The organism is Actinomadura atramentaria DSM 43919, assembly GCF_000381885.1.
GTDB classification, from domain to species: Bacteria; Actinomycetota; Actinomycetes; order Streptosporangiales; family Streptosporangiaceae; genus Spirillospora; species Spirillospora atramentaria.
This window is the reverse complement of sequence record NZ_KB907210.1, coordinates 155663-180127: the sequence shown is the minus strand read 5'-3', so window position 1 is coordinate 180127 and position 24465 is coordinate 155663. Positions and strand designations below refer to the sequence as shown.

Below are 24465 nucleotides of genomic sequence, written 5' to 3'. Positions count from 1 at the left end.
GGCCCCCACATGAGCGAGCCGAGCCGGGCCGAGCCCGACGACGCTTCTTTCATCCGAAGATCCCGGCAGGACCCCGAGGCGTTCGCGGAGGTCTTCCGCAGGCACGCGCCCGACATCAAGCGCTATGTCACCAGGAGGCTCGGTGCGGACGCCGCCGAGGACGTCGTCGCCGAGACGTTCCTGACGGCGTTCCGCCAGCGCGAGAAGTACGACGCGTCGCGACCGAGCGCGCGGCCGTGGTTGTACGGCATCGCCACCAATCTCATGGGGCGGCACGTCCGGACCGAGGTGCGGCACCTGCGCGCCCTGCGCCGGACGGGCGTCGACCCGGTGACGGCCGCGTTCGCCGACCGCAGCGACGACCGGGTCACCGCCGAGGCGTCCGGCCCGCGGCTGGCGGCGGCGCTGGCGGCGATGCCGAAGGGGCGGCGCGACGCGCTGCTGCTGTTCGCGTGGGAGGGGCTGAGTTATCCGGAGGTGGCGGACGCGCTGGGCGTCCGCGTCGGAACGGTGCGGTCGCGGATCAACCGGGCGCGCGCGCAGTTGCGCCGCGAACTCGGCGGGACGGACGTCAGGTCCGCTGTCAGTGAGGAGCCCGTCCATGAATGAGATGACCCGGCTCGAGCGGTTCCGCGCCGAGGTTCCGCGGCCCGAGATGACGGAGTTGCGCCGCGAGGAGCAGCGGTTGCGGGCCGCGATGCTCGACCCGTCGCCCGGCCGGACGCGGCGGACGGGCCGGTTCCGGCTCGCCGCCGCCGCGACGGCCGGGCTCGCGGCGGCAGCCGTCGCGGCGGGCCTGCTCGCGGTGGACACCGGGCCGGAGCGTCCGGCGGTCGTCCACACGATGCCGGTCGCGCACGTCGAGCTGCTGCAGCGCGCGGCGGACGCGGCGGGCCGGACGCCGGAGCTGCACCCGAGGCCGGGCCAGTTCCTCGTCTACCGGTCGATGACCATGAACCCGGTCGAGAGCAACACGGAAAAGGGTCACGGGCGCTATCTGTCGTCCGAGCGGCGCACGATCTGGATGCCCGTCGAAGGGGATTCGACGCACGCCGTCCTGGAATCGGACGTGCTGCCGCCCAAGCCCTATCCCGGGGAGAAGATCCCGCCGGAGGCTTACCGGGAGGTCGGGCACAGCGGCCCGTCGAAGGCCGCCGATTTCGACCGGACCGCGGAATGGCTGCGCAACGACTACGCGCATCTGAGCCGTCTGCCGACCGACCCGGCGAAGATGTACGAGCACCTGTACGCGCATCTCGGGACGGGGCCCGCCGCCGACGCGCAGGCGTGGCAGAACATCGGCGGGATGCTCACCGAGGCGTACATGCCGGTCGCGCAGCGCCGGGCGCTGTTCCGGGCGGCGGCGGCCGTTCCCGGAGTGCGGACCGTGGGGCGGGCCGTGGACGCGGCGGGTCGGACGGGCGTCGCGGTGTCCCTGGACGATCCGGGGCTCGGACAGCGGGACGAGTACATCTTCGACGCGGAGACGTACGCGTATCTCGGACAGCGCAGTGTCGTCATCGATGCGGCGCGCGCTGGGACTCCGGTGGGGACGGTCGTCGCCTCGACGGCGCAGTTGAGCGTCCGCGTCGCGGACCGCGCCCCCGCCGTCCGGCGCTGAGTTCGGCGGACGGGAACCGGGTGCGGGTCGTCGCGGACGACCCGCACCCGGTGCGCGGACGGCCCCCGGGCACTCCCCTCCGCGTGTCCGGGGGCCGTGGTGCGCGCGGGCCGCTGGGGGAGCCGGTCCGCGCGGCCTTCGGGCGGCGGGCCGGTGGGGTCGCCGGGATCGGCTGCGCCGGTCGGCGCGCGGCCGGTGCCGCCCGAAGGGGACGGTGGTCAGGGGCGGGCGGTGCCGGTCGCGGCGCGGGCCGGGTCGGGCACTGCGGTGGGGGGCGCGGCGGGGTGCGCGGTGCGTGGCGCGGTGGGCGGCGTGGCGCTGGGCGCGGTGGGTACTGCGGTGCGGATCGCGGGGGTCGGGGTGGTGGGCGGTGTGGCGCCGGGTGCGGTGGACGCTGCGGTGCGGGTTGCGGCGGGTGACGTGGCGCGGGGTGGAGTGGGTGACGTGGCGCGTGGTGCGGGGGAGAGGCCGCGCGGCGTGGTGGGGGACGGCATGCGCGGTGCGGGTGCGGTGCGCGGCGCCGTGGGGGGCGCGGTGCGCGGTGCAAGGGTGGTCGAGCGTGCGGTGCGGGGTGTGGGCGGGGACGCGAGGGTGTTGGCGGGGTGGGAATCGGCAGTGGTGCCGCAGATGGTGCAGACCTTGAGGTGCTTGCCCTTGGCGACGCGGGCGGCGGCGGTGCGGGCGGTGGGGAGGTCGGTGAAGACGCCCGCGGTCTCGCAGCGGTCGTAGACGCGGGCGAGGCCGCGGCAGTTGGAGAGTTCGCGCTGGGCGGCGGTGCCGGGGCCGAGGCCCGCGATGTGGACGACGGTTCGGCTGATCTTGATGGTGTAGGGGCCGTGGGGCACGGGGTCCTCCTGCCGGTGGGTCGGGTGGCGGGCGCCCGGCGATCGACGTGCGGGCGCGGGCGGTCGGGCGGTGGTCGGAGCGGACGTCGGCGGTAGGCGTGCGGTCGTGGGGCGATCAGCAGGCGATTAGAGGGTGGTCGGCGGGCGGGCGGTCGTGTGGCGGGTGGTCGTGGCGGTCGGGTTGCAGTCGTGTGGTCGGGTGCGACCGCAACCGCATCGCAGTACGTGTTGTGGTGCGGGCGTCGCGGTGGTCGTGCGGTGGTCGAGGTGGACGTCGGGTGGGCGTCGGGTGGTCGGCGGGCGGTTGTGTGGTGGGCGTCGGGTGGTCGTGGTGCGGTCGTGGTGGTCGGGTGCGCTGGGCGTGGTTGGTGCGGTCGTCGGGTGGGCGTGGGTGGTTGTGGTCGCGTGCGACCGCAACACGCACCGCAGTACCCGCCGCATCCCGCACGCGGGGACCGCTGCCCACGCCAGCCACGGGCGCGGTTCCAGACCGAGTGGGGTCAGCCCGCTCGCGCGGTGGCCGCAGTAGCCGTTGTGGTGCGGGTGGTTTCAGGGGGTGGGGTCGATGTCGCCCTGGGCGAGGACCGTGGTGGCGATCTGGTGGGCGGCCTCGGCGGTGTGGGCGGCGGGGACGCCGCCGTCGTTCCAGGAGAACCACCAGTCGCCGTCGCGGTAGATCACGACGACGCGGCGGGAATGGGCGATCGTGCCGACACGGAAGACGTGGAGCACCGGGTAGGTGTTGACGTGCGTGATGCCGCTCGTGATGTTGGGGAAGCTTCCCAGCGCTTCGTGCAGCCGGGATAGGAAGGCGAAGCGCTCCCGGTGCAGGAGTGCGGGATTGAGTTCTTCCGGACTCGTCTTCGGGGTGGCCCGATAGAAGCCCTTAAATGGCTCCGAACTCGGACGTACCGGGTTGTTGTTGATCTTTCGCTCGTGATTGCCCATTCTCCACGCTCCAGCGAGTTTTCTTCGTGCGAGGGGTTCCACTGTGAATGGCGGCGGGCTACGGTCGCTACGTTCCCCCCGAAGATCGAAACATCGACACGGAGAGTGACCATGAGTGCTCCCCTCGACCCGGACCGTAACTTCTGGCACTTCATCGCGACTGAGGTGGTCAGATACCGGGAGCAGCACGGCGAAAAGGGCATGCATCTCGCCGCCTCGATCCAGGTCGACCGTTCCACTGTTTCCCGGATTCAAAGCGGAGGCTTGCACCTCTCGGAAGAGATCGCCGAGAAGCTCGACGAGCATTGGGACACAGATGGGCGGTTTGTCCGTCTCGTTCGTTTCGCCCAAGAGGGCGACGACAATCAGTGGTTCGAGGGCCTCGCCGCGTACGAACGCCTCGCCTCGCGGTTCCGAGTCTGGGAACTTGCGCTCGTCCCCGGACTGCTCCAAACGCCCGACTACGCGCGCGCGGCCCTGTCCATCGGGCTCATGACGGGCGTTGAGAAAGCCGTCGAGACTCGGCTCAAGCGGCAGACCGCCGTGTTCGACAAGCCGAACCCGGCCCGCTTCTCGGCCATCCTCAACTGGTTCATCCTGGAAGAACCGTTGGGTTCGGACGAGGTCATGCGCGGGCAGCTCGCCCATCTTCTGGAGCTTTCCGAGAGGCCGGACATCAGCATCCGGGTCATCGAGCGGGGCAAGCGCGGGCACGTCGGGCTGGACGGCCCATTCCATCTGCTCACGGTCGAGGACAAGGACATCGCCTTCGAGGACGCCGCTGAGCGTGGCCGACTGGTCCTCAGCCCGACAGGGGCTCAGTCGTTCGCAGTACGCTACGACCGGCTGTCCGACATCGCCGCACCAGTCGACGTGTCCCGGACCCTAATCCGCCGAGCGATGGAGAGTTTCAAATGATTCAGTGGCGCAAGGCTTCTCGCAGCAACACGTCTGGTGGTGCCTGCGTAGAGCTTGCCGCGCTCGCATCCGCTGTGGGTGTGCGTGACTCCAAGAACCCCGCCCTTGGCCACGTCACTCTGCACCGCGAGCAGCTTGGAGCGCTCCTGACCCACGTCAAGCGCGGCGAGCTGGACGGCCCCCGGGCCTAGCGGCTGGTCGTTGCAGTCTCCGCCCCACGGGACCGGTGAACGTTCCACCGGTCCCGTTCCGTTTGCCCGCCAAACCCCCCGGGCACTTCGTTAGGCGGCTTGACCCGACCCCGGCGAGCGAGCAAGGAGACGGCGCGATGATCCAGTGGCGCAAGGCTTCCCACAGCAACAGCTCAGGCGGTAACTGCGTGGAGCTGGGCGACCTGTCCGGCGCCGTGGGCGTCCGCGACTCCAAGGACCCCGCCCTCGGCCACCTCACCCTCCGCCGCACCCAGCTCGCCCGCCTCCTGACCCACATCAAACACGGCTCCCTGAACGGGCACTGACCGCGCGCGGCGCTCCCGGTGAGCCGCCAGCGGAAGGAACCGACATCGTGACCCGCACGCCCGCCTACATGCTGGACACCGCGCACGACCGGCTACCCCGTCGCCGCGCACGTCCTGCTCACCGACGAGCGAGGACGCGTCCTGCTCATGCGGCGTGCGGGGAGCGGGTACGGCGACGGGCTGCTGGCGTTTCCGGCCGGGCACGTCGACCGGGGCGAGACGCCGACGCAGTGCGTCGTCCGGGAGGCCGCCGAGGAGATCGGCGTGCGGATCGCGGCCGACGCGCTGAAGGCCGACGGCGTCATGTTCCGGCAGAGCCAGGAGCCGCGGGTCGACTTCTTCTTCGCCGCCGACCGCTGGTCGGGGGAGCCGACGATCCGGGAACCGCACAAATGCACGGAACTCGTCTGGGCCGACCCGAAGAACCTGCCCGGCGACGTCCTGGACTTCGTCGGGCGGGCGATGGCGCTCACCGGGCGCTACGACGAGTTCGGCTGGGACGGCTGAGGCGACGCGAGGTCCCGAAGACCCACGTCAAGCGTGGCGGGGTGGGTCAGGTGGTGTTGCGGGGGGACAGGAGGCGCAGGTACATCGCCGTGACGTCATTGACGGCCGCGTCGAATGCCGTGGGGTCGGCGTCGATGATGCGGGCGAACTGGACGATCATGCCGTAGGCCGCCTCCGCTATGGAGCGGGGCGGGGCGGCCGGGTCGGCTTTTCCCTGGGCGGTGAGGCGTTCCACGTAGCGCGTCGTGCGGCGTAGGGGGCGTTCGCGGATTTCGGTCCAGGTCTGGGCGATCTCCGGGTCCGCCAACGCCTGGTGTTCGATGACCGTCATGAGCTGGTGGTGCCGGGCGTGGGCCGTCAAGAACGCCGCTATGGAATCGCGGGCGAGGGTGTACGGGTCCTCGACGCCCGGGAAGTCGTGGGCGGCCAGGAACGCGTCGCGGACGCGGGCGGCCACGGCCCGGAAAACGTTTTCCTTCGAGGCGAAGTAGACGTAGAACGTCGCGCGGGCGACCTTCGCCTCGGCGGTGATGTCGGCGATCGTCGCGCGCGCGTAGCCGAGGCGCGCGAAGACGCGCTCGGCGCATTCCAGCAGCAGCGTGCGCGTCTCGTGGTCGCGGCCCGCGCGCGCGGTGCGGGCCGCCCACGGGGCCTTCGGCTGCGTCATCGGTCCAGATTAGCCGCGTCGAGTTCGGTCAGGATCTCCGCGCGGAGCTTGTACTTCTCCACCTTGTTCGTCGGCGTGCGCGGAATGTCGTCCACGATGCGGATGTGCTTCGGACGCATGTACTTCGGCATCGTCTCGGCGGCGAACGCGCGCACTTCGTCCTCCGTCAGGGACTCGGCCGGGACGACGTAGGCGACGACGTCGTCCTCGTCGCCCTCCGCGCCGCGCACGGCGAACACCGCGCAGAACCGGATTCCCGGATGCTGGTTCAGCAGATCCTCGACCTGGAACGACGACAGGTTCTCGCCGCGTACGCGCATCCGGTCCCCGAGGCGGTCCACGAAATAGAACATCCCGTCCGCGCCGCGCACGGCCGCGTCGCCGGTGTGGAACCACAGATTGCGGAACGCGCGCACGGTCGCCTCGGGCTTGCCCAGGTACTCGTCCAGGAAAAGCGCGGGGAGTTTCGGGCGCAGGGCGAGGTGGCCGGGTTCCTCGACGTCGCATTCCTCGTCGCGGTCGTTGAGGACGGCGGCCTCCACGAACGCGGTCGGCGCGCCCATGAGGCCCTTGCGGGTGACGTCCGCGCCATCCAACACCGGCACGCCGAAGCGGGCGCTGAGTTCGCGGATCTCCGCGTGCGACCGGCCCCGGTACAGCTCGGTGGGCGTCCCCTCGCCCGGCGCGGTCTCCTCCAGCACCACGGCGAGCGGTGCGCCGGACTCGGTCTGCCCGAACCCGGCCGTCACGAAGTCGATCCCGAACCGCCGCGCGACCTCGTGGTGCTGAAGCGGCAGCGGCTGCATGTGGACCTTGTTGAGCGTGTTGCGCCGGTCGTCGGGGGACGCGGGGGCCTGCATCAGCCACGGGATCATGACGTCCAGCAGGATCGCGGTCGTGACGTTGCGGGACGCGACGCGCCGCCAGAAATCCGTCGGGCTGAACCGGTTCCATACCGCGACCTCGCAGCCCGCCCACACGGCCCGCGCGACGTTGGCGATGGCCCCGCCGACGTGGTACATGGGCAGGTCGTTGTAGATCACGTCGTCCGGCCCGACCGGCATCCGCAGGTTGAACGAGTACTGCGCGAGCCACCGGTACGGCTGCACGACGCCCTTGGCGGGACCCGTCGTCCCGGACGTGTAGATCACGTTGGCGGGATCGTCGAACGCGACCGTGACGTCGGGGCGCGGCGCGTCGGCCGTCAGCGCCGCCCACGGGATCTCGCGGAACGCCGCATCGACGTCCGCGCGCGAGGCCACGTGGTCGTGCGCGGTCGCGGGCGGGTCGTAGACGACCACGCCCGGCGGGTCCGCGAGGTCGCCGGCGACGGCGTTCAGCGCGGGCAGCAGCCCCGGCTCGGTGACGACGAGCGCGGGCGCGGTGTCGTCGAGCTGGTACGTCAGCAGCCGCCCCGAGTAGGCGAAGTTGACCGGGCAGTACACCGCCCCGGCCTTCCACGCCCCGAACATCACCAGCGCGCTGACCAGCGGGTTCACGCAGAACACGCTGACCCGGCCGCCCTTGGCGACGCCGAGCGCGGCGAGGTTGCCCGCGATGGCGTCGGTGCGGCGGCCGAAGTCGCCGTAGGTGAGCGTCACGCCGTCCTCGCCGTAGTGGAAGAACGGGCGGTCGGGCGCGGTGCGCGCGAGCGCGTCGAGCCGGGCGGTGACGATCTCCTCGTCCGCCCGCAGCCAGGCGGCCAGATCCGGGTCGCTCATGGGGTGTCTCCTCTCAGGGGCGGAGGCCGAACGACGGCCGTCCGGTCAGCTCGGGCAGGGTCCGGTAGGCGTCCCGGACCCAGTCGCACAGCAGCGGCCTGCTCTCGCGCGGGTCGATGAGGTCCTGCACGCCGAACCGCTCGGCGGTCCGGAACGGGGACGCGACGGCCGCGAGCCGCCGCCGGATGCGCTCGATCTCCGCGTCCGGGTCGGCGGCCCCCGCGAGCTGAGCCCGGAACGCCGCCTCGACGCCGCCCTGCACCGGCAGCGAACCCCAGTCGCCGGACGGCCACGCCCAGGACCGTCCCGGCCGGTGCCGGTTGACGATGCCCGCGCCGCCGACGCCGTACACGCGGCGCAGGACCAGCTCGGCCTGCGGGACGCGGGCCTGGTAGACGGCGGCGATGGCGCGCGCGCCGTAGCGGATCGTGCCGCGCCGCTCGGCCGCGCCGCCGATCGTCATCCCGGCCTGGTCGGTGAGACTGACGACCGGGAGATGGAACGTCTCGCAGAGGTCCACCAGCCGCGTGATCGCGGTCGCGCCCTCGACGGACATCGTCGCGCCCCGGAACGGGTCGGCGGCGATGACGCCGACCGGGTGGCCGTCCAGGCGGGCGAGGGCGGTGACGGTCGCGCCGCCGTACTCGGCGTAGCGGAACACCGAGCCCTCGTCGAAGACGGCTTCCAGGATCGGGTCGATCCGGTAGGGCTCGCGCGGGTTGCGGGGGATCGCGCGGATCAGCTCGTCCGCGCGGCGGTCCACCGGGTCCGCGGATTCCCCGACGGGCGGAAGCTCGAAGACGCTGCCCGGCAGGTACGACAGGAACGCGCGGACGACGTCGAACGCCTCCCGCTCCGTCCGCACGAACCGCTCGACCGTGCCGTTGGCCCGGTGGACGTCCGCGCCGCCCAGCTCCTCCTTCGTCAGGTCCTCGCCGGTGCCGCCCTTCACGACCGGGGGACCGGCGGTGAAGAGCTGCCCGATCCCCTCGACCAGCACGGCCAGGTGCGACATGACGAGCCGCGCCGCGCCGAGGCCCACGGTCGGGCCGAGGCACGCGGCGACGACCGGGACCAGCGACAGGTTGTCGACCACGGCGTCCCAGGCCGGATTCACCGGGACGTACGTGAACCCGGCGTCCTGGGCCATCTTCACGCTGCCGCCGCCGCTCGCGCCGTCCAGCAGCCGGACGAGCGGCAGCCGCATCTCCCGGGCGTACTGCTCGGAGTAGATCTGCTTCTGGTGGATCGCGGCGTCGCCGGAGCCGCCGCGGACGGTGAAGTCGTCCGCGCCGAGGACGACCTTGCGGCCGTCGATCCGCGCGGTCCCGGCGACGAAGTTGGCGGGCAGCAGGCCGGTGAGGGGGCCGTCGCCGCCCTCGTACTCGGCGAAGCCGGTGAGCGCGCCGATCTCGGCGAAACTGCCGGGGTCGGCGAGGGCGTCGATGCGTTCGCGGACGGTGAGGCGGCCCGTCCGGTGCTGGCGCTCGACCTTCGCCGGGCCGCCCATGCGGTTCGCCAGCTCGCGGCGGTGCTCGATCTCGGCGACCTCGGCGGACCAGTCGCCGCCGTCCGCGCTCTCCTCGGCGGCGGCGGGGCCGTCGGCGGGTTCGAGGAAGGCCAGCGGCGCGCCCTCGTCCACGAGGTCGCCGCGCGCGGGCAGGACGGCGCGGACGATCCCGGCGCGGTCCGCGCGGACGACGTGCTCCATCTTCATCGCCTCCAGGACCAGGAGGCGGCCGCCCGCCGCGACCCGGTCGCCGGGCTCGGCCGCGAAGACGACGACGCCCTGCATGGGGGCCGTGACCGTGTCGGTTCCGGGCGGGGCCTGCGGGGTTTCGCGGGTCGGCTGCTCCGGGACGGTCGCGACGTCGAGGGCGCGGTGCTCGTCCGCCAGCAGCTCGGCCAGGTGCGCGGCGACGAACGTCGTGTCCGCGCGTCCGGCCAGGAAATCCGGATGGCGCAGGACGCTCCGCAGCAGCGGGATGTTCGTCGCCGGGCCGCCGATCTGGAACTCGCCCAGCGCGGCGTACGCGCGGCGCGCGGCGGCGTCGAACGTGGCGGCGCGCACGACGACCTTCGCCAGCAGCGAGTCGTAGCGCGGGCTGACGGTGTACCCGGCGTAGCCGTAGGCGTCCACGCGTACGCCCGGCCCGGACGGCGGCGCGTACGCGGTGAGCGCGCCCGCGCTCGGCCGCGTCGCGCCGGTCGCGTCCATCGACTCCAGATTCACGCGGGCCTGAATCGCGAAGCCCTCGACGGGCGGCGGCGCGGCCAGGCCGACGTCCGCCAGCGTCGCGCCGGACGCGACGCGGATCTGCGCCTGCACGAGGTCGACGCCCGTGACCTCTTCGGTGACGGTGTGCTCGACCTGGAGGCGCGGGTTGGCCTCGATGAACCAGAACTCGTCGCCGGACACCAGGAACTCGAACGTCCCCAGGCCCGCGTAGGACGTCGCGCGGGCCAGCGTCAGCGCGGCGTCCAGCAGCCGGTCGCGGACGGACGCGGCCAGCCACGGGCTCGGTGCGATCTCCACGAGCTTCTGGTGGCGGCGCTGGACGCTGCAGTCCCGCTCCCACAGGTGCGTGACCGCGCCCGTGCCGTCGCCGACGACCTGGATCTCGACGTGCCGCGCGGCCGGGGCCAGCCGCTCGACGTACAGCGCGCCGTCGCCGAACGCCTGCCGCGCCTCGGACGCGCAGCGCTCGTACGCCTCGGCCAGCCCGGCCGGGTCGGGGACGGCGCGCATGCCGCGCCCGCCGCCGCCCGCGAGGGACTTGAGCATGACGGGGCCGTGCTCGGCGGCGAACGCGCGCGCCTGCTCCAGCGTCGTCGGGCCGAGCGTGCCCGGCATGACCGGGACGCCGAGGCGCGTCGCCAGCTCGCGGGCGCGGGCCTTGTCGCCGAACAGCTCCAGCACGTCGGGGGAGGGGCCGATGAAGCGCAGCCCGGCGTCGGCGCAGGCCCGCGCGAACGCGGCGTTCTCGCTGAGGAAGCCGTAGCCGGGGTGGACGGCGTCGCAGCCGGTCTCCAGCGCGGCGGCGACGATCCGCGCGCCGTCGAGATAGGCGGCGATGCCCTCGCCGGGCAGCTCCCGCGCCTCGCCGCCGAGCTGCACCGCGCGGCGGACGTGCAGGGACTCGGCGTCGTCGCGGGGGTGGACGGCGACCGTCCGGAGGCCGAGTTCCGCCGCGGCCCGCGCCACGCGAATGGCGATCTCGCCGCGATTGGCCACCAGAATGCCGCTCATACCGCCTCCAAGCTGGGCATTGACGTTGACGTCAACGCCATCCATGCTAGCCGCCGAACGGCAATCCGCAAGTAGCCCCTGATACGACCATGAGCCGGACGGAAGTTCAGAAACCGGTCAATCTTCCGGCAAGCCCGCCGCGCGGACCGTACGCGCCCGGCCGCACCGGGTAACCGACTCCCGGAAGGAGCCGTTCCCCAAGGAGGTGCTCCGATGGACGTCGAGGCCGCGGCCGCTCCGCTGCGCATCGACTGGGCGCACATGCCCACGTACAACACCGTCATGGCCGTCGCCGCCGGGGCCGGGCTGCTCATGGTCGTCGGCTGCGGCGCGCGGCTGCGCACGCCCGAACGCGAGCTGCACACCGAGGGGTGGGCGCTCGGGTTCGGCGTCGTCGGGCTGATCCTGACGCTCACCGGCCTGCACATGACCCTGACCTGGCCGCTCGCGGCCGGCGGGTTCCCGTTCGACAACGTGATCTTCGGGGAGCCGTCGCTGGCGTTCGGGGTCATGCTGCTCGGCGCGGCGCTCTACCTGTGGCGCAGAGGCAAGGAACTCGCCGCCGCGCCGGACCGGCCGGCCCGCGTCGCCGCGCTCGCCGGACCGGTGTCGATCTTCGTGCTCGGGATGGGCCTCGCCTGCTGGGGCATCGCCGGGGCCGGGATGTGGTACCAGCTCTTCGCCGCGCCGCCGCAGGAGCCGATCTCCGGCCTGCTCTCCGACCACCCGATGGTCGAGGCGACGTTCATCTCCGCCCTCTACGCGCTCGTCGGGATCGGCGCGGTGCTGTTCCCGTTCGCGCTGTACCGGCCGATCCGGCCGCTCGTCGCGGTCATCGGCGTCTGCTGGGGGATCGGGGGACTGCTGTTCCTGATCTTCGGGGCGCTCAACTTCTTCACCCACATCGGGCTCATCGTCAACACGATGTGACCCCACGCCGAGGAGGACCACATGGCTTCGGACGAGGCGCGCCCCATCGTCGTCGGCACCGACGGCTCGCCGGGCGCGGACCGGGCGGTCCTGTGGGCCGCCGACGAGGCGGCGCTGCGGGAACTGCCGCTGCACGTCCTGTTCGCCGACGAGGAATGGCCGTTCGGCGTGCGGGCCGTCCCGCCCACCGCCGAGGAGGGCCGGACGCTCGGGGACGGCGGCTACAAGATCGTCCACAGCGCGCGGGACCTGGCGATCGAACGGCACCCGGACCTGCGCGTCACCACGGCGGCCGTCACCGCCGACCCGGTGCGGGCGCTGCTGGCCGAGTCCGCGCGGGCCAGCCAGACCGTCATCGGCAGCCGGGGGCTCGGCGGGTTCACCGGGATGCTGCTCGGCTCCGTCGCGCTGCGCGTCGCGGGGCGGGCGGCCGGGCCGGTCGTCGTCGTGCGCGGCGACGGGGACTCCGACGCGGCCGTCGCCGCGCCGCCCGACCGGGTGCGCGGCGAGGTGCTGGCGGGCGTCGACCTGTCCGAGCGCAGCGCGGACGTGCTGGAGTACGCCTACACCGCCGCCGAACTGCGCGGCGTGCGGCTGCGGGTCGTCTACGCGTCCAACATGCCGCCGACGCTCGTGCAGACCGGGCGGTTCGTGGACGTGGACGGGATGGAGGAATCGCTGCGGGCGCAGCTCGCGGACGTCCGGCGCGAGATCCAGGACCGGCATCCCGGCGTCGAGACCTCCGACGTGCTCGTGCGCGACCATCCCGTGCGGCTGCTCTCGGAGGCGTCCGGCGAGGCCGACCTGGTCGTCGTCGGGGCGCGGGGGCTCGGGCGGCTGCGGTCGCTGCTGCTGGGGTCGGTCAGCCACGGGGTGCTGCACCACGCGCGGTGCCCGGTCGCGGTCGTGAACTCGCGGACCGAGCCGCTGGACTAGCCGTCCGGACAGGGCCGTGGCCCGTTCCCGCAGTGCGGGGACGGGCCACGGCGCGTCGCGGACGGGACGCGGCGGCCGGGCTCGGGGCACCGGCCGCCGCCGCCCGGTCAGCGGTGGTGGTGCCAGTGGTGGTGGTGACCGTGGTGGCCGTGGTGGTGGCCGTGGTGGTGGTGCCCGTGGTGGTGGCGCGGCGGCCAGGGCCGCTCGGCGGCGGAGGCCGGGGCGGCGACACCGACGGCGGTGGCGATGGCCAGGGCGGCGACGGCGAGAGTCGAGCGCAACTTCATGGATCCTCCCGACTTGAGCGCGGCGGTCTGCCACGTCTCACCGCAGAACGTAGCGACTTGGTCACGGAAAAGGAATAGGTGCAGGTAGAAGGTAGGTTGGGAGTGCGGGAAGTACCTCCCGGCGGTGAGCCCCGCCTGTCCCTCGCGGCACCCTCGTCCCAGTGATCACACCGTCCGGCCGCATGACCGCCGTCCTCGGGGTAGGAGTCGGGAACCCTTGCACCGACCCTGATCTGGGAGGGCCGAGATGGCCGTGGAGACCGCCGACCTGCCCGCGCCGCGCGGCCCGCTGACCGACGCCCTCGTCCGCGCGCTGCGCGAGCCCGCCGGGTCGGACCGCGCGCTCGACGCCGCCGGTCGGGCCGCGGCGGGCGGCGGCGCGCTGGAGGACGACGTCCAGCTCGCGCTCCACCTCTGCTACGAACTGCACTACCGGGGATTCCGGGACGTGGACGCCGCGTGGGAGTGGAACCCGGGGCTGCTCGCGCTGCGTGCGCGGCTGGAGGACCGGTTCCTCGCCGAGCTGCGCGCGCTGACGCCCGCCGCCGACGTCCCGGACGCGCTGGACGCGCTCCAGGTCGAGTACGCCGACGAGCGGGGGGCGTCGCACCACCTCGCCGACGAGGGATCGCTCGGGCAGCTCCGCGAATACCTCGTCCACCGGTCGATGTACCAGCTCAAGGAGGCCGACCCGCACACGTTCGCGATCCCCCGGCTGTCGGGCGGGCCGAAGGCGGCGTTCATGGCCGTCCAGTTCGACGAGTACGGCGGCGGGCGGCCGGAGCGGATGCACGCGCGGCTGTTCGCGGACCTGCTGGAGGAGGCGGGGCTCGACCCGTCCTACGGCGCGTACCTGGACGCGGTGCCCGCGCCGATGCTCGCGATCACCAACGCGATGTCGCTGTTCGCGCTGCACCGGGCGCTGCGGGGCGCGCTCGTCGGGCACTTCGCGGCCGTCGAGGTGACGAGCCCGCCCGGGGCGGCGCGGATGGTCGCGGCGCTGCGGCGGCTCGGGATCGGGGAGCGCGGGCAGCGGTTCTACGCCGAGCACGTGGAGGCCGACGCCGTCCACGAGCAGGTGATGCGGCGGGACGTCGTCGGCGGGCTGCTGGCCGCCGAGCCGGAGCTGGCGGGGGACGTGGCGTTCGGGGCGGGGGCGACGGCGCTGCTGGAGCGCCGCCTGGACGATCACCTGCTGGGCTGCTGGCGGGAGTCGCGCTCGTCGCTGCTGCGGCCGGTGGACGAGCCCGCCGAGTCCGCCGAGCCCGCCGAGCCCGCCGGGGCCGCCTGACGGCGGCGCGGCTTGCCGCGGTGGCTGGTGTCGCAGAACGGGTGGTTGCGGCTGCGGCGGCACGCGCACAGCGCGACGACGAACCGGTCCGAGCGCGCCACCGACCCGTCGTCCAGGACGATATCGACGGGCCCCTCGACGAGCAGCGGCCCGTTCTCGACGGCGGTCACGCGGCGCGGAGCCTCAGAAGCTTCGTGAAGTGGCATGAAGCACATCTACCGCCACTTCACCCGACGAAACGGTGATATTCCGCATTGTCGGACGAGTAAGGACAAGGATCGTTTGCCGAGGCCGGGCGCAGGCATGGCCGATCCGGGTTGACGCCGCGCCGGACGCCCGCCGATGCTGAGAACGTGCCCGCCGACCAGCGCGTCGGCAGGGCGCGGAGCCCGCGAGGCGCGGCCCGCACGGCGCGACGACGCGCGACACGGCCACCGGCCGTGCGGCGGGACCGGGCGACCGACCGGGGCTCCGGGCCGCGGCCCGGCCGGGGTGAACGTCATCCGCCGGGTCCACGACACGAGACCGCGCGGCGTTCCCGACGGACGCCGCGTGATTCACGGCCTCTTCAGCGGCGATGACCCGCACGGGTCACTCCTACCGCAGGGAGGAACGAGCGCACATGACTGCTTTCACGAGTCCCGTCCGCCTCAGCGCGGACCCGGTGGACCCGGACGTCCGGATCGACCAGGACGCCGCGCCGGACCGCACCGGCGACACGCCCGACCAGGGCCCCACCATCGAGGAACGGCTGACCGAGCTGCGCGGCCTGCCCGACGGCGACCCGCGGCGCGACCGGGCGCGCGAGGAGATCATCGTCTCCTGCGTCCCGACCGTGCAGCGGATCGCCCGCCGGTTCGCCTCGCGCGGCGAGAGCGTGGACGACCTGTTCCAGGTGGGGATGCTCGGCCTGATCTCCGCCGTGGACCGCTTCGAGCCCGACCGGGGCACGCGGTTCTTCGCCTACGCGACGCCGACCGTCGTCGGCGAGATCAAACGGCACTTCCGCGACCGCGGCTGGGCCGTCCGCCCGCCGCGCGGCGTCCAGGAGCGCTGGGCGGAGCTGAACGAGGCACGCGGCCGGCTGAGCCAGTCGCTCGGCCGGTCGCCGACGATCGCGGACCTCGCGGCCGACCTCGGCACCGACGAGGAGGAGATCATCGAGGCGATCCAGGCGGGCGACGAGTACCACCTGTGCTCGCTGGACCGCAGCGTGGACGACGACCCCGACAGCCCGACCGTCGCGGAGACGATCGCGACGCTGGACTCCGAGCCGGAGGTCATCGACTCGCGCGAGTCCGTCAAGCCCGTGCTGAACCGGCTCGCGGCGCGCGAGCGGCAGATCCTGCTGCTGCGCTTCTACGGCAACAAGACGCAGCGGGAGATCGCCGCGATCGTCGGGCTGTCGCAGATGCACGTGTCCCGGCTGATCCGCGACAGCCTGGCCGTCCTGCGGGCCGCCGCCGAGGGCGAGGACGACCCCGGCCCGGCCGACGAGCGGCGGCCGCGCGCCCCGCGCCCGCCGCGCGGGTCGCGGCCCGTGGGGGAGGAGGTCCGGCGGGAGGTCCGGGCGCAGCAGCCCGTGCAGCAACCCGTGCAGCAGCCCGTCCAGCAATCCGTGCGGCGGCCCGTCGCGGGCCGGACGCGGCCCGCGCGCAAGTCCCGGACGACGCGGGCGGACGCGCGCGGATCGACCCGGCGGCGCGCGAATAGCGGCCGCGGCACGGGGTAGGCGTGCCCGGACGGACGACCTCGAGAGGAAGGACGAGCGACGATGGCACAGCAGATCCGCGACGTCATGACCGGCGCGCCCGTGTGCGTCGACCCGGACACCGTGGTCTCCGACGTCGCGCTGAAGATGCGCGACGACGACATCGGGGCGGTCCTGGTCACCGACGACGATCGGCTGCTCGGCGTCGTCACCGACCGGGACCTGGTGACGCGGTTCCTGGCCGGGGGCGGCGACCCGGGCACCACGACGGCGCGCAGCGTCGCCAGCTCCGCCGAGTACACGATCGCGCCCGACGACGGGGTGAACGTGGCCGTCCAGATCATGCGGGACCGCGCCGTGCGGCGCCTGCCCGTGGTCGAGGACGGCCGCCCGATCGGCATCGTGTCCATCGGGGACCTGGCGATCGAGCGCGACCAGGACTCGGCGCTCGCCGACATCAGCGCGGCCCGGCCGAACACGTGACCGGCACGCCGTCCGCGGGGGGCCCGGTCCACCGGGTCCCCCCGCCCGCCGTCACCGTGGTGATCGCCACGCGCGACCGGCGGGACGAACTGCTGCGGACCGTCCGCAGGCTGCGGGAGCTGCCCGAGCGGCCGGAGGTGATCGTCGTCGACAACGGCTCGTCGGACGGCACCGCCGGGGCCGTCGCGGCGCTGGGCGACCCGGGCACGACCGTGCTCGGCCTCGGCCGCAACCTCGGCGCGCCCGCCCGGAACCTGGGCGTCGCCGCCGCCCGCACCCCCTACGTCGCGTTCAGCGACGACGACTCGTGGTGGGAGCCGGGATCGCTCGCGCGCGCGTGCGCCGTCTTCGACCGCAACCCCCGGCTCGGCCTGATCGCCGGGCGCACCTTCGTGGGCGCGACCCGCGCGCCCGACCCGATCAACGCGGCGATGGCCGAGACGCCGCTGCCCGCCGGTCCCCGGCCGCTGCCGGGGCCGCCCGTGCTGGGGTTCCTCGCCTGCGCCGCCGTCGTGCGGCGCGAGGCGTTCCTTCAGGTCGGCGGGTTCAACTCGGTGCTGTTCTTCGTCGGCGAGGAACGGCTGCTCGCCTACGACCTGGCCGCCGCGGGCTGGGACCGCTGCCACGTCCCGGACGTCGTGGCCGTCCACGAGCCGTCGCCGCGCCGCCACGGCGACGGCGCGCGCCGCGCCGCCGAACTGCGCAACACGCTGCTGACCGCGGTGCTGCGGCGGCCCGCCGCGCTCGCCGCCCGGGAGACCGCGCGGCTCGCCGTCCGCGCGCCCGCCGACGGGGCCGCGCGGCGCGCGCTGGTCGGCGCGCTGCGGCGGCTGCCCGCCGCGCTCGCGGCCCGCCGGCCGCTGCCCGCCCCCGTCGAGCACGCGGCCGGGCTCATCGACCGGCACGTCCCGGAGCCCGTGCCGTGACCGATCCCCGGATGACCGTCGTCATCATCACCCGCGACCGGCGCGACGAGCTGCTGCACGTGCTGCGCCGGATGGCGGACGTGCCCGAGCGGCCGCCCGTGATCGTGATGGACAACGCGTCGTCGGACGGGACGGCCGACGCCGTCGCGGCCGAGCACCCCGGCGTCGCGCTGGTCCGGCTCGACCGCAACCTCGGCGCGGTCGCCCGCAACCTCGCGGTCGAGCGCGTCGCCACCCCGTACGTCGCGTTCTGCGACGACGACACCTGGTGGGAGCCGGGCGCGCTCGCCCGCGCCGCCGACCACCTCGACCGGCATCCGGGCGTCGCGTCGGTGACGGGCCTGATCCGCGTCGAGCCGGACGGCGCGGAGGACCCCATCACGCCGGAGCTGCGGCACTCGCCGGTGCCCGCGCCGGACGGGCTGCCCGGTCCGGCGCTGCTCGGCATCCTCGCGGGGGCGTCGATGCTGCGCGTGTCGGCGTTCCGCGAGGCGGGCGGGTTCTCGCCGCGCCTCGGGTTCGGCGGGGAGGAGGAACTGCTGAGCCTCGACCTGGCGGCGGCGGGCTGGTGGCTGTGCTGGACCGAGGACGTCGTCGTCCACCACGCGGCGTCCACCGCCCGCGACCCGCGGCTGCGGCGGCGGCAGGGCATCCGGAACACGCTGTGGACGACGTGGCTGCGGCGGCCCGCGCCCGACGCGGTCCGCCGGACGGCGACGGTGCTGCGCGGCGTCCCGCGCGACGGCGCGAGCGCCCGGGCGGTCGCCGAGGCCGTGCGCGGGCTGCCGTGGGTGCTGCGGGAGCGGCGGCCGGTGCCCGCGCGCGTCGCGTTCGGGCTGCGGCTGCTGGAGGACTCGCAGCGGCGCTCGCCCGCGCGGCGCTACGTCGGCTGACGCTCGGGGAGCAGCGCGAACGCCGCGTCCACGACCTCCGGGACGGTGATCGCGAGCAGCCGCGGGTCGGTTTCGGCGGCGTGCGCGTCGCCGGGGCGGCCCGCGTCGCCGCCCTTCCACAGGACGGTGTGCCGGGGCAGGTCCGGCGGCCCCCACAGCGCGGGGGAGACCGGGCCGAACAGCGTCACCGACGGCGTCCCGCACGCGGTGGCCAGGTGCGCGACGCCGGTGTCGCCGCAGACCACCAGGCGGGCGGCGGCGATCAGCGCGGCGAGTTCCGCCAGGCCGGTGCGGCGCACGGCCGACTCGGGCAGCCCGGCCTCGGCGGCGACGTGCTCGGCGAGGCCGCGTTCGGCCGGGCCGCCGGTGACCTCGACGCGTCCGGCGGCGCGCAGCGCGCGGGCGACGGCCGCGAACCGGTCCGGCGGCCAGCGGCGGCCGCCCGACGCCGCGCCCGGATGGACGACCACGGCGGGGCCGCCGGGCGCGGGCTCGATCGGGAGTCGCAGCGCGGCCGGGTCGGCGGGGATTCCGGCGGACTCCAGGAGACGGCACCAGCGGGCGACCTCGTGCTCGTCGTCGTCCCAGCGCGGGCCGCCGTCGCCGAACATCACGAGCCGTTCCGCGCCGGTCGCCGCGACGATCTCGTGGCTCGCCGGGCCGTTCCCGTGCAGGTCCACCGCGAGTTCCGGCGGCTTGCCGCTCCACGCGACCGGTTCGAGTTCGGCGGTCGGCAGCAGCCGGTCGATCCCGTCGCAGCGCGCGGCGAGCGGGGCCAGCGCGGCGGGCGCGGCCAGCACGACCTCGCGGTCCGGGAAAGCCGCCTTGACCGCGCGGTAGGCGGGCACGCCCGTCAGGAAGTCGCCCAGGCCGAGCGCGCGCAGCAGCAGGACGCGCCGGTCGCTCATCGGGCCGCCGCGACGGGGAGGATCTCCTCCCAGTCCTTCAGGAACCGGTCCAGCGAGTAGCGGCCGAGCGCCGCGCGGCGCGCCGCCGCGCCCAGTTCGGCCGCCTCGGCGGGGTCCGCGAGCAGCCGCGCGACGGCGTCGCGGAGGACGGCGCGGTCCGTCGAGACGATGCCCGCGCCCGGCGGGACCGCCTCGCTGACCTCCGTCGTCGCGAACGCCACCACCGGCATCCCCAGGTGCATCGCCTCCAGCAGCGACAGGCCGAGGGACGTCCAGCGGACCGGGTGCAGGTAGACGCGGCGGCGGGCCAGTTCGGCGTGCATCCGGTCCTGCGGCAGGTCGTCGTACGCGCGGGCGTCGCCGAGGCCCAGGCGGGACGGGACGTCCGCGACGCCCATCCCGAACACGTCCAGCGGCCCGGCCTCCGCGAAGTAGGGGAGCAGGTCGGCGCCCACGAACCGGCCGCGCCGCAGCGGCTCGTTCGTCACGACGGCCGTGCGCGCCAGCTCGCCCGTCCACAGCGCGCCGGGATCGACGACGCCGTGCTCCACGACGCGCGTCGGCGTGCCGCCGCAGTCCCACATCAGGTCGTTGAAATGGGTGACGTGGACGACGAGCGAGTCCGGCCGGTCCGCGAGCGGGTGCCGGGTCAGCGGGACGTCGCCGTCCGGCGCGTTGTGCTCCAGGTAGACCAGCGGCAGGTCGCGGCCCGTCCAGCGGCGCGCCAGGCCGGGTTCGTGCGGGCGCTGCGCGATGACGAGGTCCACGTCCAGGTCGCGCAGCTCGTCGGGGGAGACCTCCTTGACCGTGCCGGGCCAGTCCCACGTCCGCGCGCGGCCGAGCCCGTCCGGGCCCCGGTCGGGCGTGACGGGCACGAGGTAGGTGTGCGGCCCCTGCACGAACGCGGTCGTCCACGAGCCGTGGACATGCCAGATCAGGATGTTCACGAGGTTCCCTCCGCGATCAGCTTCTCGACGGCGTCGGCGGCGTCGGCGGCGGTGACGCCCATCAGGCACGGGTGGCCGGGGACGGGGCAGTCGCGGGCGCGCGAGCCCCGGCACGCCGCGGCCTGGTCGCCCAGCAGCACGCGCGGCACCCCGTAGGGCGCCCACCGCTCCGCCGGGACGACCGGCGCGAACAGCGACACCACCGGCGCGCCCACGGCCGCCGCCAGGTGCGCGGGGCCGGTGTTGCCGGTGACGACGGCGGACGCGCCCGCGAACACGGCCGCCAGCTCGGGCCAGTCCGTCCGGCCGCCGAGGTCGGTGCCGATCCGGCCCGCGACGAGCGTGGTCAGCGCCCGCTCGTCGGGGCCGCCGGTGACCACCGGGCGCAGGCCGCGGTCGGCCAGGACGCCGACCGTTTCGGCGCAGCGCTCGGCGGGCCAGCGGCGCGACCGCACCGACGCGCCCGGATGCACGATGACGTACGGGCCGTCCCCGGCGAGTCCGCGCACGTCGGGGAGCGGGCGGCGTACCGCGAGCCGCCCGTCGTCGCCGGGCGGCCGAGGGAACCCGGCAGCCGCCGCGACGGCCAGTGCCCGTTCCGGTTCGGGCAGATCGGGATCGCCGCGCAGCCGCACGTCCAGCAGCGCGCCCGGATAGTCGTCGCTGATCCCGGTGATCCGCGTGACGCCCGCCATCCGCAGCAGCAGCGCGATCGGCAGCGGCGACTGGTGGAACGACGTCAGCACGACCGCGTCGGTGAACTCCCGTCCGGCCAGCCGCGCGACGAGGTCCGCCGCCGCCGTCCCGTCGAACGCGGGCGGCGCGAACCCGACCCACGGCGCGTCGTACACGATCACGTCCGCGACGCCCGGCAGCAGCCGCGCGGCGGCCGCGCCCTGCGGGCCGACCAGCAGCGTCACCGGCCCCGCCCGCGCCGCCACCGCGCGGACCGCGGGCCCGGCCAGCAGCACGTCGCCCGCGTTGTCGAGGCGGACGACCAGCGCGTTCAGCCCTCGCGCCACAGCTCCCCGCCCGTCCCGTCGAGCAGCATCGACACCGCCTCGCGCAGGTCGGCGGCGCGGCGCGCGCCGGACAGCTCGGCCGGCAGCGTCCGCTCGGTCGGGACCAGCACGGCCCGCGCCCCGGCGGCGTGCGCGGCGGCGACGTCGCCGCCGATGTCCCCGATCACCGCGCACTCGTGCGGCGACGCGCCGAGCCGGCCCGCCGCGCGCAGCACCAGCCCCGGCTCGGGCTTGCGGCACCCGCAGCCGTCCGCCGGGCCGTGCGGGCACACCTCGAACGCGTCGATCGGGCCCAGCAGCTCCTCGGTGCGGCGGTTGACGGCGTGCGCCTGCGCGGCCGTCAGCAGCCCCCGCGCGATGCCCGACTGGTTGCTGACCACCCCGATCCGCAGGCCCCGCGCGCGGGCCGCGTCCAGCGCGGCGCGCGCGCCCGGCATCGGCTCGACCAGCGACGGGTCGCCGTTGTACGGGACGTCGCGGATCAGCGTGTCGTCGCGGTCGAACAGCAGCACGCGCGGCTCGGGCGGCCAGGGCCGGGCGGCGCGCGCCGCGACCGTCCCCCGCGCCCAGTGCCAGACGGCGGCGGGCGGGATCGCCGCGCTCGTCGCCAGCATCGTCGCGATCTCCCGCGCGGTGCGCGGGCCGGGTTTCACGCGCGCGGCCGCGAACTCCGCGACGCCCCCCGCGGCGGCCGCCGCCAGCAGCGCGGCGGCGCGGCGGCGGCCCGCAAGGCCCAGCGCGAGCGCGCCCGCGCCCGCCGCGACGATCCCGAGATGCCGGTTGCGGCGGCCGGGGACCTCCCCGGCGCGCTCGTACCAGTCCGCGCCGTGCAGCCGCCGCATCAGCGCGTCGTCGGCGTTCCCGCGCTGCGCGCGGACGCTCGCCCACGGCCCCGCCGGGCGCACCGGGTGCTCGGTGCGGCGGATGCCGCGCTCCAGCCGCCAGCCGTCCGCCAGGACGCGCAGCGCCAGGTCGGCGTCCTCGCGGAACGCGCGCGGGAACCGCTCGTCGAACCCGCCGGTCTCCACCAGCGCGGCCCGCCGGTACGCCATGTCGGCGGTGATCCAGCGGGACGTGGCGAGCCCGGCGGTGCCGCGCTCCCAGTCGGTCGGGCGGCGGTCCTCCGGCAGCGGGACCGAGATCCGGCCCTGTACGCCGCCGACGTCGGGCGCGGCGGACTCCAGATCAGCGATCAGCTCGTCGCGCCAGCCCGCGCCGACGCGGACGTCGTCGTCCAGGAACACCACCCACGGCGTGCGGGTCCGCCGCCAGCCCGCGTTGCGGGCCGCCGCCGGGCCGCGTCCGCCGGTCGGCACGACGGCGACGCGGTCGGCCAGGACGTCCGGGACGGGCAGGCCCCCGCCGCCGCCCGGCCGGTCGTCCACCAGGACGATCTTCTCCGGCTCGGGGCCGAGCGCGGCGGCCAGCGACTCCAGGGCGGTCCGCAGGCACGGCCGCCCGATCGTCGGCATCACCACCGAGTACCCCGAGCCGGCGGCGCCCGGGCTCACCGGCGCACCGCGAACGGGCCGATGGCCAGCAGGTCCACCGGGCTGGACCCGAAGCACTCCAGCGCGTCGCGGACGTCGTCGACCATCGGGCGGCCCGCCGTGTTCAGGCTCGTGTTCACCACGACCGGCAGGCCGGTGCGGCGCTCGAAGCCGTCCAGCATCCGCGCCACCAGCGGCTCGGTCGCCGGATCGACGGTCTGCACCCGCGCGGTGCCGTCCACGTGGACGACCGCCGGGATGCGGTCCTGCCACGCGGGCGCGACGTCGTGGACGAACAGCATGTACGGGCTCGGGTTCGGGCCGCGCGCGAAGATCTCGCCCGCCCGGTCGAGCCGGACCATCGGCGCGACCGGCCGGAAGCTCTCCCGGCCCTTCACGTCGTTCATCCGGTCGAGGTTGGCGCGGCGGCCCGGGTGCGCGAGCAGCGACCGGTGGCCGAGCGCGCGCGGGCCGAACTCCGACCGGCCCTGGAACCAGGCGACGATCCCGTCGTCCGCCAGCACCTCGGCGGTCGCGTCGGCGATGTCGGCGGGACGGTCGTAGGGCACGCGCGCGGTGCGCAGGACACGCTCGATCTCCTCGTCGGAGAAGCCGCGGCCGAGGTCCGCGCCCGACATCCGCCAGGCGGGCTCGTCCGCGCCGCGCGCCAGGTGCAGGGCCGCGCCGAGCGCCGTCCCCGCGTCGCCCGCGGCGGGCTGCACCCAGACTTCCTCGAACGGCCCCTCGCGGGCGATGACGGAGTTCGCGACGCAGTTCAGCGCCGTCCCGCCCGCCATCGTCAGCAGCCGCTCGCCGGTCCGCTCGTGCAGCTCCCCGGCGAGCTCCAGCAGCACCTCCTCCAGCCGCCGTTGGACGCTGGCGGCCAGGTCGGCGTGCGCGTCGCCCCACGGCGCGTCGCCCGGCGGCGGCGCGAGTTCCGCCCAGTCGACCGGTTCGGTCACGAAGCCCCCGTCGCCCGTGACCGCGATCTTCTCGCGGAGCAGATCCAGGTGGCGCGGCTTGCCGTAGGACGCCAGCGCCATCACCTTGTACTCGTCGGACGAGCGCAGGAAGCCCAGATGCTCCGTCAGGTCCTCGTACGTCAGACCCAGCGAGTGCGGCAGCTCCTGCGAGTGGTGGACCTCCAGCTTCCCGTCCCGGTAGTGGCCGGACAGGTGCGACGCGCGCTCCCCGCGCCCGTCGCACACAAGCACGGCGCTGTCGCGCGACGGCGCGGCCAGTCCCGCCGACGCCGCGTGCGCGACGTGGTGCGGGACGAACCGCACCTTCGCCGGGTCCAGGCCGGGCAGCGCCTCGGCCAGGAAGCCCGGAGCCTCCCGCGCGTACATCGTCCGCAGGTGGTCCCACGGGTCGAACAGGCCCATCTCGTCGGCGGGCCGCGTCAGCTCCGGGTCGTAGGAGAACCCGACGGCGTCCACGTCGGCGGGCGTCAGCCCCGCCTCGGCGAGGCACCACCGGGCCGCCTGGACGGGCTGCTCCCACGCCGCGAACGGGACGGGCCGCTTGCCGTGCTTGCGGCGGCTGAACCGCTCCTCCTCGGCCGCCGCGACCACCCGGCCGTCCACGACGAGCGCCGCGGCCGGATCGTGGAAGATCGCGTTGATTCCCAGCACACGCACCTGGCGT

Annotated in this window: 24 protein-coding genes and 1 pseudogene; 13 read left to right on the top strand and 12 right to left on the bottom strand. The window is 74.9% G+C overall.

The genetic code is table 11. The annotated features are described in order from the left end of the window. Positions 1 to 9: 9 nt before the first annotated feature. On the top strand, positions 10 to 609 hold the full coding sequence (locus G339_RS0108205; protein ID WP_019630587.1) for an RNA polymerase sigma factor: 600 nt from the start codon (positions 10 to 12) through the stop codon (positions 607 to 609). Beyond that, positions 602 to 1621: a CU044_5270 family protein gene (locus G339_RS0108200; RefSeq protein WP_169514721.1), complete on the top strand. Its 1020-nt coding sequence runs from the start codon at positions 602 to 604 to the stop codon at positions 1619 to 1621. Before G339_RS0108205 ends, G339_RS0108200 begins: the two co-directional genes overlap by 8 nt. Before the next feature lie 218 nt (positions 1622 to 1839). On the opposite strand, the gene G339_RS38650 is transcribed toward G339_RS0108200, so the two are convergent. Together G339_RS38650 and G339_RS38645 are read right to left on the bottom strand one after the other, a co-directional pair. Further along, positions 1840 to 2466, bottom strand: coding sequence for a hypothetical protein (locus tag G339_RS38650; RefSeq protein ID WP_157407431.1), 627 nt, complete (start codon positions 2464 to 2466; stop codon positions 1840 to 1842). Positions 2467 to 3015: 549 nt separating this feature from the next. Next, positions 3016 to 3414: a hypothetical protein gene (locus tag G339_RS38645; RefSeq protein ID WP_157407430.1), complete on the bottom strand. Its 399-nt coding sequence runs from the start codon at positions 3412 to 3414 to the stop codon at positions 3016 to 3018. 111 nt (positions 3415 to 3525) lie between these two features. Here G339_RS38645 and G339_RS0108185 point away from each other — a divergent pair, with 111 nt between their 5' ends. The 4 genes and pseudogenes from G339_RS0108185 to G339_RS33010 all read left to right on the top strand — a co-directional run. Beyond that, entirely contained in the window at positions 3526 to 4332 is an 807-nt protein-coding gene (locus G339_RS0108185) for a DUF5753 domain-containing protein (protein WP_157407429.1), read from the top strand. Beyond that, positions 4329 to 4523, top strand: a complete 195-nt coding sequence (locus G339_RS37595) for a DUF397 domain-containing protein (RefSeq protein WP_026341255.1) — start codon at positions 4329 to 4331, stop codon at positions 4521 to 4523. The genes G339_RS0108185 and G339_RS37595 overlap by 4 nt, the downstream gene beginning before the upstream one ends. A 137-nt stretch (positions 4524 to 4660) precedes the next feature. Beyond that, a complete protein-coding gene (locus G339_RS0108175) occupies positions 4661 to 4849 on the top strand; it encodes a DUF397 domain-containing protein (RefSeq protein WP_026341254.1) in 189 nt (62 codons plus the stop codon). 105 nt (positions 4850 to 4954) lie between these two features. Continuing rightward, positions 4955 to 5356, top strand: a pseudogene (locus G339_RS33010) (NUDIX domain-containing protein); the annotation flags it as partial. 46 nt (positions 5357 to 5402) lie between these two features. On the opposite strand, the gene G339_RS0108165 reads toward G339_RS33010, so the two are convergent. Genes G339_RS0108165 through G339_RS0108155 form a run of 3 tightly spaced genes read right to left on the bottom strand, consistent with a single transcriptional unit; the run spans position 5403 to position 10994 of the window. Then, positions 5403 to 6023 (bottom strand): TetR/AcrR family transcriptional regulator, encoded by a 621-nt coding sequence (locus tag G339_RS0108165; RefSeq protein WP_019630581.1) that lies wholly within the window; start codon positions 6021 to 6023, stop codon positions 5403 to 5405. Further along, the gene (locus G339_RS0108160; protein WP_019630580.1) at positions 6020 to 7744 is read right to left on the bottom strand and encodes an AMP-binding protein; all 1725 of its coding nucleotides are present in this window, start codon (positions 7742 to 7744) and stop codon (positions 6020 to 6022) included. Before G339_RS0108160 ends, G339_RS0108165 begins: the two co-directional genes overlap by 4 nt. A gap of 13 nt (positions 7745 to 7757) precedes the next feature. Then, positions 7758 to 10994, bottom strand: a complete 3237-nt coding sequence (locus tag G339_RS0108155) for an acetyl-CoA carboxylase family protein (protein WP_019630579.1) — start codon at positions 10992 to 10994, stop codon at positions 7758 to 7760. A 213-nt stretch (positions 10995 to 11207) separates the two neighbouring features. Here G339_RS0108155 and G339_RS0108150 point away from each other — a divergent pair, with 213 nt between their 5' ends. Together G339_RS0108150 and G339_RS0108145 are read left to right on the top strand one after the other, a co-directional pair. Beyond that, on the top strand, positions 11208 to 11924 hold the full coding sequence (locus tag G339_RS0108150) for a DUF981 family protein (protein ID WP_019630578.1): 717 nt from the start codon (positions 11208 to 11210) through the stop codon (positions 11922 to 11924). Between the two features lie 21 nt (positions 11925 to 11945). Beyond that, positions 11946 to 12860 (top strand): universal stress protein, encoded by a 915-nt coding sequence (locus tag G339_RS0108145; protein WP_019630577.1) that lies wholly within the window; start codon positions 11946 to 11948, stop codon positions 12858 to 12860. A 107-nt stretch (positions 12861 to 12967) separates the two neighbouring features. Here the strand turns inward: G339_RS0108145 and G339_RS33005 are convergent, their stop codons facing one another. Further along, positions 12968 to 13147, bottom strand: a complete 180-nt coding sequence (locus tag G339_RS33005; protein ID WP_019630576.1) for a hypothetical protein — start codon at positions 13145 to 13147, stop codon at positions 12968 to 12970. A 247-nt stretch (positions 13148 to 13394) separates the two neighbouring features. Here G339_RS33005 and G339_RS0108135 point away from each other — a divergent pair, with 247 nt between their 5' ends. Continuing rightward, entirely contained in the window at positions 13395 to 14438 is a 1044-nt protein-coding gene (locus G339_RS0108135; RefSeq protein WP_019630575.1) for an iron-containing redox enzyme family protein, read from the top strand. Here G339_RS0108135 and G339_RS40985 read toward each other — a convergent pair. Then, a complete protein-coding gene (locus G339_RS40985) occupies positions 14336 to 14608 on the bottom strand; it encodes a CDGSH iron-sulfur domain-containing protein (protein ID WP_026341252.1) in 273 nt (90 codons plus the stop codon). The two genes, G339_RS0108135 and G339_RS40985, sit on opposite strands and share 103 nt — an antisense overlap. 452 nt (positions 14609 to 15060) lie before the next feature. Here G339_RS40985 and G339_RS33000 point away from each other — a divergent pair, with 452 nt between their 5' ends. The 4 genes from G339_RS33000 to G339_RS0108110 are packed head-to-tail and all read left to right on the top strand — an operon-like array spanning position 15061 to position 18451. Next, positions 15061 to 16170: a SigB/SigF/SigG family RNA polymerase sigma factor gene (locus tag G339_RS33000; protein WP_019630574.1), complete on the top strand. Its 1110-nt coding sequence runs from the start codon at positions 15061 to 15063 to the stop codon at positions 16168 to 16170. 42 nt (positions 16171 to 16212) lie between these two features. Next, the gene (locus tag G339_RS0108120) at positions 16213 to 16632 is read left to right on the top strand and encodes a CBS domain-containing protein (protein WP_019630573.1); all 420 of its coding nucleotides are present in this window, start codon (positions 16213 to 16215) and stop codon (positions 16630 to 16632) included. After that, positions 16629 to 17558 (top strand): glycosyltransferase family 2 protein, encoded by a 930-nt coding sequence (locus G339_RS0108115; protein WP_019630572.1) that lies wholly within the window; start codon positions 16629 to 16631, stop codon positions 17556 to 17558. Before G339_RS0108120 ends, G339_RS0108115 begins: the two co-directional genes overlap by 4 nt. An 11-nt stretch (positions 17559 to 17569) precedes the next feature. Then, positions 17570 to 18451, top strand: coding sequence for a glycosyltransferase family 2 protein (locus G339_RS0108110; RefSeq protein ID WP_019630571.1), 882 nt, complete (start codon positions 17570 to 17572; stop codon positions 18449 to 18451). Here G339_RS0108110 and G339_RS0108105 read toward each other — a convergent pair. Genes G339_RS0108105 through G339_RS0108085 form a run of 5 tightly spaced genes read right to left on the bottom strand, consistent with a single transcriptional unit; the run spans position 18439 to position 24458 of the window. After that, positions 18439 to 19359, bottom strand: coding sequence for a glycosyltransferase family 9 protein (locus G339_RS0108105; protein ID WP_019630570.1), 921 nt, complete (start codon positions 19357 to 19359; stop codon positions 18439 to 18441). The genes G339_RS0108110 and G339_RS0108105 overlap by 13 nt on opposite strands. After that, positions 19356 to 20306: a glycosyltransferase gene (locus tag G339_RS0108100; protein WP_019630569.1), complete on the bottom strand. Its 951-nt coding sequence runs from the start codon at positions 20304 to 20306 to the stop codon at positions 19356 to 19358. Before G339_RS0108100 ends, G339_RS0108105 begins: the two co-directional genes overlap by 4 nt. Beyond that, complete coding sequence (locus G339_RS0108095) at positions 20303 to 21328, bottom strand: glycosyltransferase family 9 protein (RefSeq protein WP_019630568.1); 1026 nt, start codon at positions 21326 to 21328, stop codon at positions 20303 to 20305. The genes G339_RS0108100 and G339_RS0108095 overlap by 4 nt, the downstream gene beginning before the upstream one ends. After that, positions 21313 to 22800 (bottom strand): HAD-IIIA family hydrolase, encoded by a 1488-nt coding sequence (locus tag G339_RS0108090; protein WP_033322684.1) that lies wholly within the window; start codon positions 22798 to 22800, stop codon positions 21313 to 21315. Before G339_RS0108090 ends, G339_RS0108095 begins: the two co-directional genes overlap by 16 nt. A gap of 35 nt (positions 22801 to 22835) precedes the next feature. After that, a complete protein-coding gene (locus G339_RS0108085; protein WP_026341249.1) occupies positions 22836 to 24458 on the bottom strand; it encodes a carbamoyltransferase family protein in 1623 nt (540 codons plus the stop codon). Between the last annotated feature and the right edge of the window lie 7 nt (positions 24459 to 24465).

Coding starts and splice junctions, on each gene's coding strand:
- G339_RS0108145 (WP_019630577.1), top strand. CDS start 11,946: ATGGCTTCGGACGAGGCGCGCCCCATCGTCGTCGGCACCGACGGCTCG.
- G339_RS0108110 (WP_019630571.1), top strand. CDS start 17,570: ATGACCGTCGTCATCATCACCCGCGACCGGCGCGACGAGCTGCTGCAC.
- G339_RS0108105 (WP_019630570.1), bottom strand. CDS start 19,359: ATGAGCGACCGGCGCGTCCTGCTGCTGCGCGCGCTCGGCCTGGGCGAC.
- G339_RS0108175 (WP_026341254.1), top strand. CDS start 4,661: ATGATCCAGTGGCGCAAGGCTTCCCACAGCAACAGCTCAGGCGGTAAC.
- G339_RS0108205 (WP_019630587.1), top strand. CDS start 10: ATGAGCGAGCCGAGCCGGGCCGAGCCCGACGACGCTTCTTTCATCCGA.
- G339_RS0108135 (WP_019630575.1), top strand. CDS start 13,395: ATGGCCGTGGAGACCGCCGACCTGCCCGCGCCGCGCGGCCCGCTGACC.
- G339_RS33000 (WP_019630574.1), top strand. CDS start 15,061: ATGACTGCTTTCACGAGTCCCGTCCGCCTCAGCGCGGACCCGGTGGAC.
- G339_RS0108200 (WP_169514721.1), top strand. CDS start 602: ATGAATGAGATGACCCGGCTCGAGCGGTTCCGCGCCGAGGTTCCGCGG.
- G339_RS0108160 (WP_019630580.1), bottom strand. CDS start 7,744: ATGAGCGACCCGGATCTGGCCGCCTGGCTGCGGGCGGACGAGGAGATC.
- G339_RS38645 (WP_157407430.1), bottom strand. CDS start 3,414: ATGGGCAATCACGAGCGAAAGATCAACAACAACCCGGTACGTCCGAGT.
- G339_RS0108090 (WP_033322684.1), bottom strand. CDS start 22,800: ATGCCGACGATCGGGCGGCCGTGCCTGCGGACCGCCCTGGAGTCGCTG.
- G339_RS0108185 (WP_157407429.1), top strand. CDS start 3,526: ATGAGTGCTCCCCTCGACCCGGACCGTAACTTCTGGCACTTCATCGCG.
- G339_RS37595 (WP_026341255.1), top strand. CDS start 4,329: ATGATTCAGTGGCGCAAGGCTTCTCGCAGCAACACGTCTGGTGGTGCC.
- G339_RS0108165 (WP_019630581.1), bottom strand. CDS start 6,023: ATGACGCAGCCGAAGGCCCCGTGGGCGGCCCGCACCGCGCGCGCGGGC.
- G339_RS0108150 (WP_019630578.1), top strand. CDS start 11,208: ATGGACGTCGAGGCCGCGGCCGCTCCGCTGCGCATCGACTGGGCGCAC.
- G339_RS0108155 (WP_019630579.1), bottom strand. CDS start 10,994: ATGAGCGGCATTCTGGTGGCCAATCGCGGCGAGATCGCCATTCGCGTG.
- G339_RS0108120 (WP_019630573.1), top strand. CDS start 16,213: ATGGCACAGCAGATCCGCGACGTCATGACCGGCGCGCCCGTGTGCGTC.
- G339_RS33005 (WP_019630576.1), bottom strand. CDS start 13,147: ATGAAGTTGCGCTCGACTCTCGCCGTCGCCGCCCTGGCCATCGCCACC.